This window comes from Streptomyces sp. NPDC058701, from assembly GCF_042715295.1.
Taxonomy (GTDB): Bacteria; Actinomycetota; Actinomycetes; order Streptomycetales; family Streptomycetaceae; genus Streptomyces.
The window spans coordinates 1-19,211 of record NZ_JBHXSY010000033.1; the positions used below are offsets into that span (position 1 = coordinate 1).

General features: G+C 74.7%; 16 protein-coding genes. 8 read left to right on the top strand and 8 right to left on the bottom strand.

Translation table 11 applies throughout. The annotated features are described in order from the left end of the window. Together ACFWW8_RS28055 and ACFWW8_RS28060 are read right to left on the bottom strand one after the other, a co-directional pair. On the bottom strand, positions 1-1,432 hold a 1,432-nt coding region (locus ACFWW8_RS28055; protein WP_386532623.1), incomplete at its 3' end, for a condensation domain-containing protein. Between the two features lie 148 nt (positions 1,433-1,580). After that, on the bottom strand, positions 1,581-3,008 hold the full coding sequence (locus tag ACFWW8_RS28060; protein ID WP_386532626.1) for a helix-turn-helix domain-containing protein: 1,428 nt from the start codon (positions 3,006-3,008) through the stop codon (positions 1,581-1,583). Between the two features lie 329 nt (positions 3,009-3,337). Here ACFWW8_RS28060 and ACFWW8_RS28065 point away from each other — a divergent pair, with 329 nt between their 5' ends. Continuing rightward, the gene (locus ACFWW8_RS28065) at positions 3,338-3,520 is read left to right on the top strand and encodes a hypothetical protein (RefSeq protein WP_386532628.1); all 183 of its coding nucleotides are present in this window, start codon (positions 3,338-3,340) and stop codon (positions 3,518-3,520) included. Positions 3,521-3,732: 212 nt separating this feature from the next. Here the strand turns inward: ACFWW8_RS28065 and ACFWW8_RS28070 are convergent, their stop codons facing one another. Continuing rightward, positions 3,733-7,050: a BTAD domain-containing putative transcriptional regulator gene (locus ACFWW8_RS28070; RefSeq protein WP_386532631.1), complete on the bottom strand. Its 3,318-nt coding sequence runs from the start codon at positions 7,048-7,050 to the stop codon at positions 3,733-3,735. Between the two features lie 297 nt (positions 7,051-7,347). Between ACFWW8_RS28070 and ACFWW8_RS28075 the strand changes: the two genes are divergently transcribed. Next, the gene (locus tag ACFWW8_RS28075) at positions 7,348-7,680 is read left to right on the top strand and encodes a nuclear transport factor 2 family protein (protein WP_386532633.1); all 333 of its coding nucleotides are present in this window, start codon (positions 7,348-7,350) and stop codon (positions 7,678-7,680) included. Here the strand turns inward: ACFWW8_RS28075 and ACFWW8_RS28080 are convergent. Together ACFWW8_RS28080 and ACFWW8_RS28085 are read right to left on the bottom strand one after the other, a co-directional pair. After that, complete coding sequence (locus ACFWW8_RS28080) at positions 7,659-8,348, bottom strand: alpha/beta fold hydrolase (protein ID WP_386532636.1); 690 nt, start codon at positions 8,346-8,348, stop codon at positions 7,659-7,661. The two genes, ACFWW8_RS28075 and ACFWW8_RS28080, sit on opposite strands and share 22 nt — an antisense overlap. Positions 8,349-8,374: 26 nt before the next feature. After that, positions 8,375-9,667, bottom strand: coding sequence for a class I SAM-dependent methyltransferase (locus tag ACFWW8_RS28085; protein ID WP_386532638.1), 1,293 nt, complete (start codon positions 9,665-9,667; stop codon positions 8,375-8,377). A 220-nt stretch (positions 9,668-9,887) separates the two neighbouring features. Here ACFWW8_RS28085 and ACFWW8_RS28090 point away from each other — a divergent pair, with 220 nt between their 5' ends. Further along, positions 9,888-10,532 carry a histidine kinase gene (locus ACFWW8_RS28090; protein WP_386532641.1) on the top strand — a complete coding sequence of 215 codons (645 nt, stop codon included), beginning with the start codon at positions 9,888-9,890 and terminating at the stop codon, positions 10,530-10,532. A 145-nt stretch (positions 10,533-10,677) separates the two neighbouring features. Continuing rightward, positions 10,678-11,079 carry a BlaI/MecI/CopY family transcriptional regulator gene (locus ACFWW8_RS28095; protein ID WP_386532642.1) on the top strand — a complete coding sequence of 134 codons (402 nt, stop codon included), beginning with the start codon at positions 10,678-10,680 and terminating at the stop codon, positions 11,077-11,079. Between the two features lie 289 nt (positions 11,080-11,368). Here ACFWW8_RS28095 and ACFWW8_RS28100 read toward each other — a convergent pair whose 3' ends face one another. Continuing rightward, positions 11,369-11,908: a TlpA family protein disulfide reductase gene (locus ACFWW8_RS28100; RefSeq protein ID WP_386532643.1), complete on the bottom strand. Its 540-nt coding sequence runs from the start codon at positions 11,906-11,908 to the stop codon at positions 11,369-11,371. A gap of 428 nt (positions 11,909-12,336) precedes the next feature. On the opposite strand from ACFWW8_RS28100, the gene ACFWW8_RS28105 reads away from it, so the two are divergent. From ACFWW8_RS28105 to ACFWW8_RS28115, 3 genes are all read left to right on the top strand, one after another. After that, positions 12,337-13,674 (top strand): hemolysin family protein, encoded by a 1,338-nt coding sequence (locus ACFWW8_RS28105; protein WP_386532646.1) that lies wholly within the window; start codon positions 12,337-12,339, stop codon positions 13,672-13,674. Beyond that, complete coding sequence (locus ACFWW8_RS28110) at positions 13,671-14,699, top strand: hemolysin family protein (RefSeq protein WP_386532647.1); 1,029 nt, start codon at positions 13,671-13,673, stop codon at positions 14,697-14,699. Before ACFWW8_RS28105 ends, ACFWW8_RS28110 begins: the two co-directional genes overlap by 4 nt. Before the next feature lie 166 nt (positions 14,700-14,865). Continuing rightward, positions 14,866-15,126 (top strand): hypothetical protein, encoded by a 261-nt coding sequence (locus ACFWW8_RS28115; protein ID WP_386532650.1) that lies wholly within the window; start codon positions 14,866-14,868, stop codon positions 15,124-15,126. Here the strand turns inward: ACFWW8_RS28115 and ACFWW8_RS28120 are convergent. Next, positions 15,104-17,335 (bottom strand): SpoIIE family protein phosphatase, encoded by a 2,232-nt coding sequence (locus ACFWW8_RS28120; protein WP_386532653.1) that lies wholly within the window; start codon positions 17,333-17,335, stop codon positions 15,104-15,106. The two genes, ACFWW8_RS28115 and ACFWW8_RS28120, sit on opposite strands and share 23 nt — an antisense overlap. Before the next feature lie 217 nt (positions 17,336-17,552). Continuing rightward, complete coding sequence (locus tag ACFWW8_RS28125; RefSeq protein ID WP_386532656.1) at positions 17,553-17,996, bottom strand: hypothetical protein; 444 nt, start codon at positions 17,994-17,996, stop codon at positions 17,553-17,555. A gap of 271 nt (positions 17,997-18,267) precedes the next feature. Here ACFWW8_RS28125 and ACFWW8_RS28130 point away from each other — a divergent pair, with 271 nt between their 5' ends. Next, entirely contained in the window at positions 18,268-19,116 is an 849-nt protein-coding gene (locus ACFWW8_RS28130; RefSeq protein WP_386532658.1) for an aldo/keto reductase, read from the top strand. Positions 19,117-19,211 lie beyond the last annotated feature (95 nt).

Below are 19,211 nucleotides of genomic sequence, written 5' to 3' on the forward strand. Positions count from 1 at the left end.
CCTCCAGCACCTGGCGCCGCTCGGCCCCGCTCAGCAACTCCAGCTCCGAGAGCGGCAGTTCCATCGCCTCGACGGTCCGCTCGACGAACCGCAGGAACCGGTCCTGATGCCCGGCCACCGCCGCGAGGTCGCACACCTCGGGAGCCGCGTCGAAGTCGATCCGCAGCCCGCCCTCCGGTCCCAGGTCGTAGACGCCGACCGCCAGGTCCTCCACCGGCCCGTTGCTCAGGTTGTGCTGCGTGGTCGGGAACCCGCAGAACCGCATGCCCGGGGTGAACGCCATGATGTTGACGAGCGGAGCCGAGATCCGCCGCTCCGCCTCGCCCAGACCGAGCTCCCGGCAGATGTCCTCGTACCGGGTGCGCTGGTGCGCCAGCCCGCGCCGGGTCTCCCCGACCACCACCGCCAGCAGCTCGGCCGGCGTCCCGTCGGGCGCCACCGGCACCCGCAGGGGCACCACGTTCGACATCATGCCCGGCGTGCGCCGGGCCAGTTCCGTACGCCGGCCCGTCACCGGCAGGCCCAGCACCGGTTCGGTGCTCCCGCCCACCCGGTGCACGTAGGCCCCGACCAGCGCGATCACCAGCATCGTCCACGGTGCCCGGTGGGCCCGCGCCACCTCGCGCAGCCGGTCCGCCCGCGCCGGCGGCAGGACCACCGTCCGTCGTACGAACGGCAGCGCACCCGGCGCCGTACGCCCGCTGCGGCCCTCGCCGAGCCGGGGGGTCTGCGGCAGCCCGGCGAGGTGCTCCGCCCAGTGCGCCCGGTCGGCGGCCGCCTCCGGCGACGTCCGGTACGCCTCGTCCTCGGCCAGCAGGTCCGCCATCGACCCGAACGGGCTCGGCCCCCAGGGCTCACCGGCCGCGGCCCGCTCGTACAGCTCGACCAGCCGCCGGTCCATCAGGGCGATGCCCATGCCGTCGACGGCCAGGTGGTGGAAGGCGTGGAAGTAGAACCACCGGCGCTCGCCCTGCTCCGTCGTACCCGCGGCGATCAGGACGTGGCGGGTCAGCCATCCGCCCTCCAGGTCGAACGGGCGGGCCAGCTCCGCCGACATCCACGCCCGGCCGGCCCCGGCGGGGTCGGCCTCGCCGCTGAGGTCCAGCAACTCCAGCGCGCGATCGCCCGGTTCGGGGTGGACCAGCTGCCACAGGCCACCGTCACCGGCGCCGTCCCCGCCCCCGTCCCCGTCCGACCCGGTGCCGCGGATGCGCAGGCAGTCCGCCTCACGGGCCAGCTGGTACCAGGCCCGGGCGAGCAGTCCCGCGTCCAGGTCGCCCAGGATCTCCCGGTACTCCCCGATGTTGTAGCGGCAGCCGGACGCATCCAGCCCGTGGGCCATCCAGATGTCGCGCTGCGCCGCCGACAGGGGCAGCCGCACAGCGGCCGGCCCGTGCGCGGCGCTGCTCTGTTCAGACGGCTCGGTGGACATGCGCGGGCTCCTCAAAATGGTCTCCGTGGCGGGCGGTCGAGCTCTGTTCACGTGCGGGTACGAGATCTGCTGCGTGGTCCGGCCGTACGCCATCCAACCCGCGGGCCCCCGGCCCCTGCGGCAGTTGCTCCGGCACTCGGCGAGCAGTTCAGGCGGCAGTGGCGGCAGCCGCACGCGGCGCCCGGCAGGCTGCCCGGACCAGGCCCAGCACCCGGAACCGGGAGGTGCCGCCCTCGTGCGCGGCCCGTACGACACCGCTGATCAGCAGCTCGCGCAGCATCCGGCCGGCCTCGGCCAGGCCGGGGCCGGGCCGGCCGGGAACCTCGGTCAGGGCGGTGATCCCGGCCAGGTCGAACTCGTCGCCGGCGCCCGCGCACAGCGCCTCCAACAGTGCGCGGGCGGCGGGCGAGAGCCGGGCCAGCCGGTGCCCCAGGGCCTCCCGGAAACCGGCCGTGCCCGCCCGTCCGCCGAGGTGGTCGAGCAGGGCCACCGGGTCCTCGTCGAGGCTGCGGCACAGGGCGGTCAGGTCGCACACCACCAGCCAGGAGGCGGCCGCGGCCAGCGCCCCGGGATGCCCGTCCAGCCCCCGGCAGACCCGAGTGGCCCGTTCGGCGTCGGCCTGCGTCGGCGCGAACTCGGGCCGTACCCGCCGGACGTGGTCGAGGAAGACCCGGACCGCCGGGGCCGCCGGATCCACCGCACCCGCGGCCGGCACCTCCAGCGGAGCCAGCAGGAAGATCCGCTCCCCGGGTACCTCCCACGGCTGGTCGGAGGTGACCAGCAACCGCAGCCCCGGGCACGCGCGCAGCAGCCCGGTCAGCCGGTCGAACCGGGGCGGACCCGCCGGGGCGCCGTCGAGGACCAGCAGCGCCGCCTGGTCGCCCAGCAGTTCGGCGAGGGAGTCGACGGCGCCGGACAGGACGCCGCCGTCGGCGCCGTGGCCGCCGCGGTCGCCGTCCGTACGGGTGCCGCCGCCGGCGTGCTCAGGGGCGGGGGCCGGGGCGTGCAGCTCGGCCACCGCCGCCGCGACCAGGGCCGCCGGCTCGCCCTGCGGGCAGCCCAGGTGGTCGGCCGCCGCGCCGGGGAAGGCGTACCAGAGCACCGGGAGCCCGGCGCCGTGCAGCCGCTCGGCGACCGCCAGCGCCAGCCGGGTCTTGCCCACCCCGGTCAGCCCCACCAGGTGGACCAGGCGTTCGGCCCCCGAGGCGAGCTCCCGCTCCAGCACCGACGCCTCGGCGTCCCGCCCCATCATCGGGTGCAGCGCGGTCGGCGGCGCCGGAGGCTGCTCCCAGCCCGCCCCCGTCGCCCGGCCCTGCTGGGCGGCGGCCTCCAGCGCGGCCCGGGCCCGGGCACCCAGCCGCAGCGCGTCCGCCATCAGGCGCACCGTGTCGGGGCGGGGCCGTCTCGCCTTGCCCTGCTCCAGGTCGCGGATGGCCCGCACGCTGATCGTGGACAGGTCGGCCAGCTCCCGCTGCGTGAGGCCTATCCGCAGCCGGTGGGTCCTGATGAGCATGCCCAGACGGGGGGTGTCCCGTACCGAAGTGAGGGCGGCGGCGACGTCAGCCGTGCTGTTCATGTGCGCTCCCGGCGGTGGTGGTGGGGAACGGCTGGGCCTGGGGTGAGCCGGCCCGGTTCCTGCTTCCCATCGTCGGCAGCGCGCTATCGCCCCGGCATCGCCGCGCGAACCGCCCCCGGCAGGCGGTCCTATCTCCGTCCGGCCCCGCCGGTGGTCGTCCACGACGCCGCTATCACCGGTCAACGCCGCGCCTGTCGCGTCTCCAGAACCGTGATAGCGCGGGGATAGGAGCGGGGTCGGTGCGGGGATTCCGGCTGTTCCTAACGTGGTGCCCAGAACGAAGGAAGCGCCCCGGAAAACCCGGAGCGCACCGATGAAGGGACCCAGAAATGACGCTCGCCACCGCCTTCCGCACCGCCCTCGTCACCGTCGCCATCGCCGGAGCGGCCGTGCTCGGCACCCAGGTCGCCCAAGCCGACGGACCGGCCACCCCGGCCACCACCGCCGGCGTCACCGGCCCGACGGCCACCCCCTCGCCGAGCACCTCCACCGACACCAACCCGTGGGACTGACCCCCCGCCGACTCCCCGGGGCGGCCGGAGCCCGAGGCGCTGCCCGCCGCGGCCACGCTCCGGAGAGCACCACAGCAAGCCACCCAGGCGATGCGGCACCCCGACGCCGGACCGCGGGCGCCGGACCGGCCACGCCGGCCCCCGACGCGGGATCCCCGCGGTGCGAAGCCGGCGTCAGCCGCCTGTGATGCCGTACCGACGCAAGACCGACGTCACACCCCGGCCGCGGACCCCGTAGCCGGTGCGCGCACGGCGCCCGTGCCCAGGGCCGGGTGCACGGACGAAACCGGCGCTGAGCCCAGGGCCGCGTCGAGCGCCGAACCCACGAGCGGCATCAGCGCCTGGCCCAGGACCGGACCGATCGTCCGGGAGGGCGACAGCCCGGAGCCCAACAGGCGTTCCGCCTCGGCCAGTTCCGTATCCATCCGACGCTCGCGGAAGACCCGGACCGAGCTCTCCAGCAGCTCGCGGGAGCGCGAGCGCTCACGGGAGTTGCCGCCCGCCATCAGCAGCCGCGCCAAGTCCAGCCGGACCACCGCCGCACCTCCCTGGTCCATGATCTGCTCGCGCACCGACAGCGCCTGGGCGTAGAACCCCCGGGCCGACTCGCCCCGCCCCAGCTCCGCGTGCGCGTGCCCCAGGTCCCGCAGCAGGTGCCCCTCTCCGATCACGTCCCCACTGTCCCGGCACAGTTCCAGCACCTCGCTGAACGTCCGTACCGCGCGCTCGTGTTCGCCCTGGGACTGCAACAGCTGACCCGCCCGCCGCAGCGTCCGCGCCTGACCGCCCGTGTACCCCACCGAGCGGTAGATGCCGAGCGCCTCGTCCAGCCGGTCCTGCGCGGCCGAGGACTGTCCGCGCACCATCCAGATCTGCGCGCTCTGCGTCAGGACGATGGCCCGGCCCACCACGTCACCGACCCGGTCGAAATCCCGCAGCGCCCGGTCGTACAGGGTGAGCGCGCCCTCCTCGTTGCCCCGCATCCGCTCCAACAGGGCCAGGTCCCGATGGCACAGGGCCAGCCCGTGGCGGTCGTCCAGCTCCTGGAACAGCCCGAGCGCCGCCGTGAGCGCCGTCCGGGACTCCTCCTTCTGGCTCCGGCCGAGGTGCAGCACCCCGAGCGAGCTGAGCAGGGCGGCCGTGCCGCGCGTGTTCCCGGCGGCCCGGACGGCCTCCAGGGCCAGCCGGTGCGTGCGCTCCCACTCGTCGAAGTAGCCCCGGCCCTCGAACAGGGTCGTCAGGGTCGTCGCCAGGTCCCAGCACAGCTCGTCCATCCGCGCCTCGGCGGCGTGTTCCACGGCCTGCACCAGGTTGGCGTGCTCGCTCTCCAGCCACTCCAGCGGGTCCACCAGCAGTTCGTCGACACAGGCGGCCGGCGGCTCCCAGCGCGGAGCGCTGCCGTGCAGCACCGTGAAGTCCCCGCCGTAGATGCGCCGGTGTGCCTGCTCGGCCAGCGAGAGCCAGCCGCCCAGCATCCGGCCGAGCGCCGCCGTCTGGGTGGCCGGCTCGTCGTGCTCGGCGAGCTGCTCCCGCGCGAACACCCGGATGATCTCGTGGAACCGGTAGCGGAAACCCCCGGTGGACTCGACTCCGACGACGTCCAGCATCTGTACGTCGACCAGCGGTTCGAGGAGGTCGGAGGGGAAGGGCCGGTCGTCGTCGAGCAGCGCCCCGGCCAGCCAGCCCGGCAGCGTCGGACCCTTCGCGAGGCTCAGCAGCCGCAGCAGCCGGCGGTCCGGGGCGGCCAGCCCGTCGTGCGTGAGCGAGAGACTGGCCCGCATCGTCATCTCGCCGTGGGTCAGCTCGTCCAGGCGGTGCCGCTCGTTGGCGAGACGGTGCACCATCGAGGCCAGTGTCCAGTGCGCGCGGGCCGCCAGCCGGGCGGCCACGATCCGCAGCGCCAGCGGCAGGCCGCCCACGGTACGGATCAGCGCCTCGGCCGCCGCCCCCTCGCGCTGCACCCGGTCCGCGCCGATCACCCGGACCAGCAGCTCCAGCGCGTGCTCGGTGCTCATGACGTCGAGCTCGACCCGGTGCGCGCCGGGCAGCCCGGTGAGCCGGACCCGGCTGGTGACCAGCACCGCGCAGCTGCGGCTGCCGGGCAGCAGCGGCCGGATCTGGCTCTCGGACGCCGCGTCGTCCAGTACGACCAGCACCCGGCGGGAGGCCATCAGGGTCCGGTACATCTCGGCCCGCTCGTCCTGGGACTCGGGGATCACCGCCCCGGGAATGCCGAGCGCCCGCAGGAACCGGCCCAATACCTCGGCGGAGGTCGCGGGAGCCCCGGTGCCCCTCAGGTCGCAGTACAACTGGCCGTCGGGGAAGCCGGTTTCGCTGAGGCGGTGGGCGATGTGCGTGGCCAGCGTGGACTTGCCCGTACCGGGCTTGCCCACCACCACGGCCAGCCCGACGGCGCGTCGGCCGCCCTCGCCCAGCAGCGCCCGTTCGATCCGGTCGATCTGCTCCTCGTCGCCGACGAAGTCCGACGTGTCGGCCGGGAGCTGGCGCGGGACCTCGTCCCGGTACGCGGCCGCCCCGTCCGTCGCCGGGAGCGCGGGCCCACGGCCCGGCCCGGCCCCGGACGGCTCGCCGGGAGCGGCGGCCGGGCCGTGGTCCGCGGCCGTCGCACCGGAACCCGTGCCGGTCGCCGGGCCCGCCCCGGAGGCCGGCACCGCCGGCCCCGCGTCGTCGGTGCCGGCGGCCTCCACCGCTCCGCCGTAGCCGCCCGCGGCCGGACGGAACGGCGGTGGGACCTCGCCCGCAAGGATCGCCGACTCCAGCGCCCGCAGCTCGCCGCCCGGCTCCAAACCCAGTTCCTCCACCAGCAGTTCGCGCCCGACCCGGTAGCTCTCCAGGGCCTCGGCCTGCCGGCCCGAGCGGTACAGGGCCAGCATCAGCTGCCCGCGCAGCCGCTCCCGCAGCGGGTGGACCCGTACCAGCAGCTGGATCTCCCCGACCAGCTGGTGGTGGCGGCCCAGGTCGAGTTCCAGCTCGATGCGGGTCTCGGCCGCGGTGAGCCGCTCCTCGTCCAGCTGCAGCGCCTTGCTGCGCAGCGTCTCGCTGGACACCCCGCTCAGGCAGTCGCCCTGCCACAACTCGGCCGCCGCACGGAGCAGTTCCACCGCGCCGGTCAGTCCGCCCTGCTTGGCCAGCGCGCGGGCTTCGGCCACCGTACGGGCGAACATCGCGGCGTCGACCAGGTCGCCCTCGGTCTTGAGGACGTACCCCGGGGGCCGGGTGGTGATGGCGGCGGCGATCGCCGCCGAACTGAACAGTTTGCGCAGCCGGGACACGCAGATCTGCACCTGTGTGCGCGCCGTGTCCGGGGGTTCGTCGTCCCAGATCAGGTCGACCAGGTAGTCCGTGCTGACCACCCGGTTCGCCTCCAGCAGCAGCGCGGCGAGGATGACCTCCTGCCGGCCCGGGGGGATGCGCACCGGCCCGGCGTGGCCGGCCACCTGTAACGGTCCGAGGATCCGGAAAACCACCGCGTCCGGGGTCGGCGGAACCCCGCCGGGCGAAACGGTCATGAGTCTCCCAGCTGGGGCGTGCCTGATCCCGCTCGCACCGTGTGCACGACACGGTCGAGCCGGGAGGGAATACGGGTGGAGCGGGGGATCAGTCTTCCCGAACACGTCTCCGGTTGTCCATGGTGTGGAGATTTCGTGGGGGCCGCGGGGGGTGCCAGTTCCGGCCATCGTGGCCGGTGGACGGCTCCGGCGGCGCCCGCGCTGGTGATAGGGCGGGGATAGCCCCGAGTTGCGCCTCTGGCGCAGGGTGTACCTGCCGCCTTCCGGAGGGGACGCGGCCGTACGAAAGGACGTCCCATGAACCGTCGGTACACCGGGCGGATCCCGCCCAGCTCCGTCATCACCGACTCGGGGGTCGACCACGTACGCCTTGCGTACCACTACCTCGACAGCGGCGACCTCGACGGCTACGGCTCCCTGCTGCACGCCGGCCCGCTGGGACCCGACCTGGAGGGCGCCGGGACGCACGGCGCGCGCCACGACATCGTCCGGATCGTCGCCGAGGGGGACTGCGTCGTCGCGATGGGCCGGCTCTCGCCGCAGCAGCGTGACTTCGTCGACGTGTTCACCCTGTCCGACGAGGGCATGCTCCGCGCCTGCCGCCGCTACTACTCCGCGCTGCCCCGCTGAACCCGGCCGGCCAGGGCGGCCGGCAGTGGCGCCAGTCCGAGGAGTCCGAGCGTCAGGGACGTGGTGGTGCGGTGCCAGGCACGGGCGTCGCGCAGCATGGCGTGGCCCCCGGCCGCCATGGGCACCGCGAGGGTGTGCGCGCCGATCCGGTCGGCGCGGTCGAGGAGGTCCCAGGTCTCCCGCGCCGACGTGACGCGGTCGGCCGGGTCGTGGAGGGCGGCGACGCGCCGGCCGCGCAACTGGTCGACCGGGTCGCCGGGCGGGCACCAGGGCGCGAGGGCGACGACCCCGTTCACGTGCGGGTCGCCGGCCAGACGCAGCGCCGCGCGACCCCCCATGGAGTGCCCCACGAGCACCACCGGGACGTCGCCCGCCGTACGCAGCAGGGCCCGCAGGGCCTCCCGGGCGTCCTGGAGCGCGTCCGCCCGCCCGCCGTTCCAGCCGCGGTGCCGGTAGCGCACGTGTCCGACCAGGACGTGGTCGTGCTGGGTGGCGCGGACGATGCCGGTGGCGACCGGCCGCATCCGCAGGGCGGGAAGGTTCAGCCGGGGCGGCGCCTCCAGGGCGTCCGCCCGGCCGCCGTTGAGCACCAGCACGGCGGCCCGGGGCGCGAAGGGCGCCCAGCGGACCGCGAGCGCGTCGTGCGCGTCCGCCGTCGTCGGCTCCATCGCGTCCTCCCCTGTTCTCGTACGTCTCAACGCGCCTCCTCCGCAGCCCGGTACCAGTCGGCGGGCGTGGGCGCCATGCCGGACCCTCCGTCGCGCCCGGGCCGTACGGCGAGGATCTGGTCCACCCCCATGCGCCGTTCGGCGAAGGCCAGCGAGCTGCCCGCCAGGTACAGCCGCCAGACGCGAGCGGTCGTCTCGCCGACCAGGGCGTCGAACTCGCCCCACCGGTCCTCGAGCGTCCCGCGCCAGGCGTCGATGGTACGCGTGTAGTGCTCGCGCAGGGATTCGACCGAGCGGACCTCGAGACCGGCCCCCTCCAGGACCCCGACGGTCCGGCCCACGGGCCGCATGTGCATGTCGGGGGCGATGTACGCCTCGATGAACGCACCGCCGCCCGGCGCGTTGGCGCCGCGGGACATCTGCTGTACGAGCAGGCGGCCGTGCGGCCGCAGCGCGCCGTGCAGCAGCGCGGCGAACGCCGGGTACTCGGCGTCGCCGACGTGCTCACCCATCTCGATGGCCGAGACGGCGTCGTACCCGCCGGTGTCGATGGTGCGGTAGTGGCGCAGCTCGACGTCGACCAGGTCGCCGAGTCCCTCGCGCGCCACCCGTTCCGCGACGAAGTCGCGCTGCCGGCGGGAAAGGGTGACCGCCGTCACCCGCGTCTTGTGGAAGCGGGCGGCGTGCAGGCTCAGCGAGCCCCAGCCGCAGCCGACGTCCAGCAGCCGGGATCCCTCGCGGAGCGCGAGCTTGCGGCAGACCAGCTCCAGCTTGTCGTGCTGCGCCTGCTCCAGGCCGTACGCGGGGTCGCCGGGCCGGGTCCAGTAGGCGCACGAGTAGGCCATAGACGGGTCGAGCAGGAGCCCGTAGAACGCGTTCGACAGGTCGTAGTGGTGGCTGATCGCGGCCCGGTCGCGGGCGGAGCTGTGGAGCCGCCCGCCGAGCCGGGCCCGCGGCGCGTCCGGCGCGCGCGGCGGCAGGCCGACCACGCCCAGGCCCACGGCGAGGCTCGTGACCCGGGCCCACCCGGCGCCGGTGGGCCGGACGCGGCCGTGGTCGCGCACGGACTGCCAGGCCGCGCTGAGCCCCTCCGCCAGATCGCCCTCGATGTCGAGGTCACCGGTGACGTAGGCCTCGGCGAGCCCCAGCTCGCCCGGCTGCCACAGCAGCCGGCGCAGGGCCCGCGGGGAACGCAGGGCGACCACGGGGGCGTCCGCGGGGCCCGCCTCCGTCCCGTCCCACGCGCGCAGGCGCACCGGCAGCGGACCGGCGAAGAAGTGATCCAGCAGCTCCGCCAACCGGTCGGCAACGGCCCTCATCACACGTCCTCCAGGATCCGGGGCGGCTGGTCGCCTTGCCGGATGCCCGGCGGCCCGTTCATCCGTTCTTCGTAGCGCCCGGGACGGCGGATTGGTGGCGGGCGGGAGGGGAGGGGGGCCGCGCGGGCGGTGGCGTGTCGCGGAAGGCGGGCGGCGCGGCCGCGGGTTCCACTGGGGGGACCAGGGAGTGCTCGCCGGGAAGTGCAGGAGGACATGCGACATGGCGGAGAGCCATCAGGTGCTGCTGATCTCGTTCACCGGGCCGGCCGCCGGCCGTGCGGCGTTCCGGGAGGCGTTGGACCTGCCGGGGCTGCGGCAGGCGGCGGTCGTGGAACGCTCGGCCGACGGGCTGCTCGACGTACCGGAGAGCCATGTCAGCGGCGCCGGGATCACGACGGCGGGCGCCGGGCTGGTCGGCGGTCTCGTCGGCCTGCTGGGCGGCCCGCTCGGCGTGCTGCTCGGTACGGCGGCGGGCGCGGCCCTCGGGGGCGCAGCCGAGAACCAGCAGCTGCTGGAGGGCGGCGCGGGCCTGATCATGCTGAGCAGCCGGGTCGACGAGGGGGCCTCGCTGCTCGTGGTGGACCTGCGCGAGTCCTCGCCGCGGCCCGGCGACGACCTCGCCCGGCGGCACGGCGGCACGCTGGAGCGCATCTCGGAGAAGGAGTTCGCCGCGCAGGTGCGCGCCGCCGAGGAAGCGGCGGAGAAGAACGACGAGGACCCGGTTCCGGGGACGGTCCCGGGGACCGCCGCACCGGCGGGCGCAGCGCCGGACGGGAGCCCGGAGCGGACGCCTGAGCGGAACGCGGACGGGTTCGCGGACGGGCCGGCGGACCGGAGCCCGGGCACGGGGGAGCGGCCCGCCTGACCCCGGAGGCGGTACGGACCCACGGCCGGCGCGGCTGCCCGGCGGCCCGGCCGGTCCCCGCCGTCCGGCGGGGGGTTCCCGCGGGCTCAGTACGAGGGGCCGCACTTCACGTGGAACGCGCGATCCCCGGACGGGAGGCCTGAGGATGAGAACCGGGCACGGCGCGGGGGACGCGCTGCCGCCACGACGGGGCCAGGGCGAGCTGGAGGCTCAGGTCCTCGCCGTCCTCGGCGGTGCGCCGGGACCGGTCACGGCGGCCTGGGTGCGGGAGCGGCTCCCCGGGACACTCGCCTACACCACGGTGATGACGATCCTCACGCGGCTGCACGCCAAGGGCGCGGTCGCCCGCGAGCGCGCGGGCCGTTCGTTCGACTGGATCCCCGTCGCCGACGGGGCTGGGCTCGCCGCATTGCGGATGCGCAAGGTGCTCGACGGCGAGGCCGACCGGCAGGCGGTGCTCGCCAGCTTCGTCACCTCGCTCCCACCGGGGGACGAACAGCTGCTGCGCGGTCTCCTCGCCCGGACCGACGAGGAAGGGGGCGGCTGAGCTGGCCGTCGTCCCGGCGCTCCTGGCCGGGCATCTCCGGGATCGGCGGTATCGCTGGCGGCACTTCCGCGTGCGCCGCGAAGCGCTGCGCGCGCTGGCCGGGCTGCCGGACCGGAAGGCGGCTCTGGTCACGCGGGGCGCCCCCGACGCGGCCCTCGCCCACTGCGCGGCAGCGGATCCGGTGCCGCGCCGGGTGGCCGCCCTGCTCGCTCCTACTCGGCCCCCTCCGCCTTCCGACGCACGGCACCGGACCACGCGGACCCGGCCGACAAGATCCGAAGGAGACGGCCTAGCCGACGAGCGCGGCCAGCTCGCGGTCCAGGCTTACCGTGTCGGCGCCGTTGCCCCGGTAGACGTCCTCGCCGTCCTCGTCGAGGAGGACGTACGTGTTGACCCCCTCGGCGCGGAAGCGGTCGCGCAGCGCGTGCCGCGGGTCGGCGAGATGGGTCAGGGAGCCCCCCGCCGCGGGAGCGGTGAAGCCCTGGAGGCCGGAGCCGGCGCCCGGTCCGGCCACCGCGACCACGTGGACGCGGCCCAGGTGCCGGTCGGCGAGCGCGGCGGTCTCGACGGCCTGGGCGGGGCACTCGGCGCAGGTCGCCCCGTAGAACCACAGCAGCACGGGCTTGCCCGCCAGCGCCCCCGCGTCGAAGGCCGAGCCGTCGACGGTCTTCGCCGTGAAGCGGAGCGCCTCGGGGACGGCCCGCGCCGCGGACTGCGGCTGGGGGCCCGCGGCCCCCAGGACGGGTCCGGCGGGATCGGCCGACGTACACGCGGCGAGGGGCAGGCAGAGGGCGGCGATCAGGGCAGCCGCGGCGATACGAGAACGCATGGGTGGCACTCTCCCGGTCGGGGTTCGGACCGCAACACCGGCAACCGGGGCCGGGACGCCGCCGTCGGCCGGGCCTCGGCCCGGGGTGCCCGGACAGGCCAAGAATGTATGCGTATGAAGAAAAGAAGATGTGATGAGACGCGGCCTCGGATCCCGCTTCACCCGAACGGTGGTCAGGTGAAACGGTCCGCTCTCGCCCTGTCTACAGAGCTGTAGACACATGGGGAGCGGGGTGCCTGACGTCGCACCTTTGCCCGCCCTTTACGATTGGGGCGGGGACCCTCCCCACCGCGCAACCCCGCAGGGCCGCCGCACGGCGGCCCACCGAGTAGAAGAAGGAGCAGTAGACCCGCAATGGGTGAACCTCCCAGTCCAGGCCGTGCCACGACCTGCCCGCAGATTCTCGCGACGGGAACGGGGGTGGCACGGTGACCGAAATCCTGTTGCTGCTCCTCGCCCTCGCCCTGACGTTGGCCTGCGCCGTGTTCGTGGCCGCCGAGTTCTCGCTGACGACGGTCGAGCGAAGTGAGCTCGAACGTGCCGCCGAGGCGGGTGAGCGGGGCGCCGAAAGCGCCCTGAAGGCCGCCAAGCGCCTGACCTTCCAGCTGTCCGGTGCCCAGCTGGGCATCACCGTGACCTCACTGGTGATCGGCATGCTCGCCGAGCCCTCCGTCTCCGCGCTGCTGCGCGGCCCCCTGGAGGCGGCCGGCCTGCCCGCCGGCGCCGTCTCCACCACGGCGACCGTGCTGGGCGTCGCGCTCTCGACGGTCGTCCTGATGGTGGTCGGCGAGCTGGTACCGAAGAACTGGGCGATCTCGCGCCCGCTGGCCGTCGCGAAGGTCGTCGCCGGGCCGCAGCGCGGCTTCACGGCCGCGTTCGCCCCGCTGATCCGGCACCTGAACAACACCGCGAACCGCCTCGTGCGCCGCTTCGGCCTGGAGCCCGCCGAGGAGCTGGCCTCCGCCCGCACCCCGGAAGAGCTCGTGGCCCTCGCCCGGCACTCCGCTCGCGAAGGCGTGATCGAGGCGGACTCCGCCGAGCTCTTCGTGAAGACCCTGCACCTGGCCGAGCTGACCGCGGAGAACGTGATGACCCCGCGCGTGGACGTCCAGGCCCTGGAACTGCAGGCCACGGCCGCCGACGCCGCGAACCTGACGCTGGCGACCGGCCTGTCCCGGTTCCCCGTCTACCGCGACACCCTCGACGAGGTCGTCGGCACCGTCCACGTCCGCGACGTCCTGGCCCTGGACGAGGACAAGCGCCCGGTCACCCCGGTCGCCGACCTCATGACGTCCGCGCTGATGGTGCCGCACTCCCTGCCCGTCGACACCCTCCTCGGGCGGCTGCGACGCTCGCGCACCATGGCCGTGATCATCGACGAGTACGGCGGCACCGCCGGCGTCGCCACGGTCGAGGACATCGTCGAGGAGGTCGTCGGCGAGGTCCGCGACGAGCACGACCCGCTGGAGGCCCCCGACCTGATCGAGGCCCCGGAACACGACGGCCGCCGCGTGTGGAAGGCCGACGGCAGCGTCCGGCTCGACGAGCTGGAGGAGATCGGCTTCGACGTTCCCGAGGGCCCGTACGAGACCCTCGCCGGGCTGATCGCCACCGAGCTGGCGAGGATCCCCGCCGAGGGCGACACCCTCAGCGTCGAGGGGTGGGAACTGTCCGTGCTCGAGGTCGACCACCACCGCGCCGACCGGGTCAACGTCACGGCGCCCCCGGCCGCCACCGCCACCACCCCCCAGGAGCAGGGCCGATGACCGCGATCCAGCTGCTGATCGGTGCCTTCACCCTGATCACCAACGCCTTCTTCGTCGGCGCCGAGTTCGCCCTGATCTCCGTACGCCGCAGCCAGATCGAACCCGCGGCGGCCAAGGGCAACCTCCGGGCCAGGACCACCCTGTGGGGACTCGAACACCTCTCCGCGGTCATGGCCACCGCCCAGCTCGGCATCACCGTCTCCTCCCTCGTCCTGGGCGCCGTCGCCGAACCCGCCATCGCCCACCTCCTGGAACCCCCCTTCGCAGCCATCGGCGTACCCGAAGCACTGATCCACCCGATCGCCTTCGTCATCGCCCTCACCCTGGCGACGTACCTCCACATGCTGGTCGGCGAAATGGTCCCCAAGAACATCGCCCTCGCCGCCCCGGTACCCACCGCGCTCCTCCTGGGCCCGCCGCTCGTCGCCCTCACCCGGGCGCTGCGGCCCTTCGTCTTCGGCATCAACGCCCTCGCCAACGTCCTGCTGCGCCTGCTGAAGGTCGAACCCAAGGACGAAGTCGGCTCCGTCTTCACCGACGACGAACTCGCCCGCCTCGTCAAGGACTCCAGTGCCGCCGGCCTCCTCGCCCCCGAGGACGGCGAACGCCTGCGCGACGCGCTCGAACTCGGCAAGCGGCCGGTCGGCGACATCATGGTCCCGCTGGACCGGGTCGTGACGGTCGGCCACGACATCACCCCCCGCGCCCTGGAGCGGACCGCCGCACAGCACGGCTACTCCCGGCTGCCGGTCGCCGGACCCGACGCGCAGATCCTGGGCTACCTGCACATCAAGGACGCCCTCGCGGCGACCGACCGCACCGCGCCCTTCCCGCGCAGCGCCCTCCACCCGATCACCAAGGTGTCCCTCGACACCCCGCTCGACGACACGATGACCGCTATGCGGGCGGCGGGCACGCACCTGGCCGCCGTGACGGGCACCGCGGACGCCGTGCTGGGCTTCGTCACCATGGAGGACCTGCTCGAAGAGCTCGTCGGCGCCGCGGCCCGGGGCGACGACGCCTGACCCGTGCCGACCCGACGGCCGGCACCGCTTCGCGCGGCGCCGGCCGTCGTCGGTACCGGGGAGGTCGCGGGCGGCGGTCCACGGACCGCACCGCGGCCCCCGGCCCGTCCGCGGCAGGTCCGTCACGGTCGCGGCGGTCGGTCGTTGTGCCGTTATGGATGATTTCATGGTGAAGATCCCGGCCGACTGGCTCTCCCGGGTGTTCCTCTCGCTCCGCCACGGCGCGTCCGACGACGCCCAGGTCGTGGCCGCGGAGCTCCAGCCGTTCACCGAGAAGCCCGGACAGCGGGTACCGGTACCCCGCAACACGGTGCTGCGCACCGAGCAGGCGCTCCAGCGCGAGCTGCGCCGCGCCGGGGGCGGCGCCCGCGGGGAGGAGCTGTCCGAGCAGGTCCGCTACCTGGTCAACGCCCGGCTGAACCTGTAGCCGGATCCGCGCCGGGGCCCGCGACCCGGTCCGCCGGCCCTGCCGCCGGTCCGGGTCGGCTGCGGTGGACGCGGGCCAGGACGAGCACGGTGTCGTCGGTGGGCGGGTCGGGCAGCAGGTTCGTCAGGATGCGGTCCGCCATCGTCTCCAGCGGCCCGGCCGACCGGCGCACTTCGGCGCGCAGCGCTTCGAGACCCGCGCCGATGTCCCGGCCGCGGGATTCGATGAGGCCGTCGGTGTAGAGGACGAGCACCGCGCCCTCGGGCAGTGCCCGCTCCACGGTCCGGAAGGGCAGGCCCCCGACACCGAGGGGGACGCCCAGGACCTCGTCGATGGTGTCGACCGTGCCGTCCGGCCGGAGCACCAGGGGTGGCGGGTGGCCCGCTCCGGCGATCAGGGCGCGGCCGGTCGTCGCGTCGTAGACGAGGTAGAGGCACGTCGCCAGCTCGATGCCGGCCTCCTGGGCGCAGGCGTCGAGCTCGGCGAGCAGCCCGTCGGGGCGTGCGTGGTGCGCGGCCAGAGCCTTGGTGGTGATGCGGAGCCGGCCCATGTCGGTGGCGGCGGGGACGCCGTGGCCCATCACGTCGCCCACCACGAGCGCGACCCGGTCGTCCGGCAGGCCGATCACGTCGTACCAGTCTCCGCCGACCTCGGTGATGCGGCTGCCGGGCAGGTAGCGGTGGGCCACGTCCACGTACGGGCCCGTCCTCAGGACATCGGGCAGCAGGGCCCGCTGGAGGGTGAGCGAGATGTCCTGGACGCGCCCGTAGAGACGAGCGTTGTCCAGGCAGATCGCGGCCCGCGAGGCGAGTTCGCCGCCCAGGGCGAGGTCGTCCCCGGTGAAGGGGGGCCGGTTCGCGGACCGGCCGAAGATGGCGAGCCCCTGCACGGTGTCCCGGGCGATGAGCGGGGCGACGAGGATGCACGCCACCCCGCTCTCGGACAGGAGCCGGGCGCGGGACTCGACGAGGACGGTCCGCGCGAGGAAGTCCGCGTCGACCACGGCGGACACCGGCCGGCCCGTGCGCAGCATGTCGTGGATGACGGAACCGGGCGGGTACCGCACGCGCTCCACTCCGCTGACGAGCTCGGTGGCCGGCGGCGGCAGGACCGTCCCCGAGGCGATCCGGCGGGTGATCAGCGGCCGGCCGGGGTCGAACTGCTCCGCCTCGTCCATCCACTCCACCACTTCGACCACGGCGCCGTCGCAGAAGTCCGGCATCACGACGTCGACCAGCTCCTGCGCCGTGCGGCGCAGGTCCAGGGTGGTCCCGAGGCGCGCGGAGGCCCGGTCCAGCAGGGCGAGGCGACTGCGGGCGGCGGTGGCTTCCAGAATGGCCCGCTCGCGGTCCGTCACGTCCACCATCAGCCCGCCCACGCCCGGGCGGGAACCGGCGACCCCGCTGAGCGGGAAGAAGCTGACCGACCGTACCTGGTCCCGGTCCGGATGGCCCGTGGTGCGCAGCCCCACCAGGGTCCCCACGACCGGCGCCCCGCCGTCGGCGACGGCCCGGACCATGCGCCGGTACTCGCCGCCGTCGGACATGATCATGATCTCGTCCACGGGCCGCCCGACGTGCTCCGCCACGGGGATGCCGTCCATGTCCGCCAGCGCCTGGTTGAGGTGGACGTAGCGGAGGTCCTCGTCGAGCATGACCAGCCCGATGGGGCAGGTCTCGAAGAGGGCGTCGAGAAAGGCCAGGTTGGTCTTGACCCGGTCCAGTTCGTCGCTGCGGCTCGCCAGGCCCATCACCACGGACCGTCCGTCGGCGCCCTGTACGGGGAACACCCGGAAGCCGCACGCGAAGGAGGTGCCGTCCCGGTGCCGAGCGGTGAGCCGGCCCCGCCAGTAGCCCCGGGTACGGGCCCGCTCCACGAGGGCGGCGCAGATGTCGGCGGCGGTGACGCCGGAGGAAACGGGGCCGAGGAGGCCGCCGGTGTGCTCAGGGGCGCCGGTGTGTTCGGGGCCGCCGGTGCCGTCGCGGCCGCGCGGGCCGTCGGGCTCGGCCGCGAAGAGCAGGGCGCCGGGCCGTCCCAGGGCGGCGGCCGCCTCGTGGCCGAAGAGGTCCCGGGCGCCCGGCCCCCAGTAGTGGACGAGACCGTCGTCGCCGAGGCCGAAGACGGCTACCGCCACGTGTTCGAGCAGGGTGCCCGGCTCGGACGGGAACGGGCCGCCGCGGGCGTCGCCCCCCGGCCGGACCGATGGCACGAGGCGCCCCTTCCACCCGTCGTTCTGTCCCATCCAGTATGCGGAGGGGCCCCGCCGGGCGCGCTCCGGCGGGAGCGGCGCCCGCCCGGCCGGTGCACGCGTACACGGCCCGGCGCACGGCGGGTGAGGAATGCTCCGCACAGGGTGACGGGAATCCGGCACGGCAGGCGGGGTCTCCTTCTTCCCCCGGCCCGGGTGGAACGCTCTCCGGGCGGTCTCAGCCGAGGTAGGAGAAGGCGAGCCCGTTGGTGATCTGCCCGCACGGGGTGGCCGCGTAGACGGAGACGGTCGCTGCCGCGGGCCACTGGGGGGCAACGGCGAAGAGGGACGTGTCGCTGAGCAGCACCACGTCCATGGCCTCGCGGCCGGTGAGGCAGCCGTCGGGGCCCAGGGTGCCGAGGAGCACCCGGGTGTAGGGGGTGAGACCGGTCCCCGTGAGGGCGAGCTGGGTGCCGCCGTCGCGGGGACCGGCGTCCGGCCGGAGCGCGACGAGTTGCCCCTGCGGCGCTCCGTCCGGGGCGCCGGGGCGTACGGGGAAGGCGCCGGGGGCACAGCGGACGGGGTCGGCGGCCTCGGCGCGCGGTGCCGAGTGGACCGGCGGCAGGGTGCATAGGGCGAGCGCGGCGATCAGGAGCGCGGTTCTGCGGCGGGTACGCGTCATGGCGGAGCCTTCCGGGGAGGGGCGGGGCCGGGAGGAGCCCGGGCCCGCCCATCATGCGGAAGTCGTACCGCATGAATCCAGGACGAATCGCCGAAGTCGCACACGATCCGGTGGGCGGCCCGCCCCGTCACGAGCCCATGTGGAGCACCGGTCCGGGAGACGCCGTGGCGCGGCGGGTACCACTGCAAGCCCGGTCTCGGGCGCCGACACGGCTGACTCCCGAACGCCGACCGCCGCGCCCGTCCACAGCACCGCACGGAAGGAACCCCGCATGCGGACCGTCACACTGAACAACGGCGTCGAGATGCCCGTCCTCGGATTCGGCGTCTACCAGATCCCGGCCGAGCAGACCGAACGGGCCGTCAGCGACGCCCTCGCCGCCGGTTACCGCTCTTTCGACACCGCGGCCGCCTACGGCAACGAGGAAGCCGTAGGCCGGGCGATCAGCGCCGGCGGCATTCCCCGGCAGGACCTGTTCGTCACCACCAAGCTGTGGGTCTCCGACGCCGGCGAGGACAAGGCCCGGCGTGCCTTCGAGACCTCCCTGCGCAAGCTGGGCCTGGACCACCTCGACCTCTACCTGATCCACCAGCCCTACGGTGACGTCTACGGTTCCTGGCGCGCCATGGAGGCCCTGCTCCACCAGGGCCTCGTCCGGGCCATCGGAGTCTCCAACTTCCACGGTGACCGGCTCGTCGACCTGATCGACCACAACGAGATCGCGCCGGCCGTCAACCAGGTGGAAACCCACCCTTTCCACCAGCGCACCGCCGACCAGGAGTTGATGCGCGAGCGAGGGGTGCAGATCGAGTCGTGGGGCCCCTTCGCGGAGGGTCGCAACGACCTCTTCACCCACCCCGAGCTCAGCAAGATCGCGGCCGCGCACGGCAAGTCCGTGGCGCAGGTGGTCCTGCGCTGGCTCATCCAGCGCGACGTGGTGGTGATCCCCAAGTCGGTGCGGGCCGAGCGCATGGCCGAGAACCTCGACGTCTTCGACTTCGAGCTAGCCGCCGAGGAGATGGCGGCCGTCGCCGCCCTGGACACCGGGGAATCGCTCTTCTTCGACCACCGCGACCCCGTCATGGTCAGTCGGCTCGGCACCCACATCCTGGACGACTGACCCGCGCCGTCGTACCGCGTCCGGCGCGACGGCCCCCGCCCCCGGGCCGCCGCGCCCCCCCCCCCCCCAACCCCGGGCCGGGGGGGGGGGGGCCG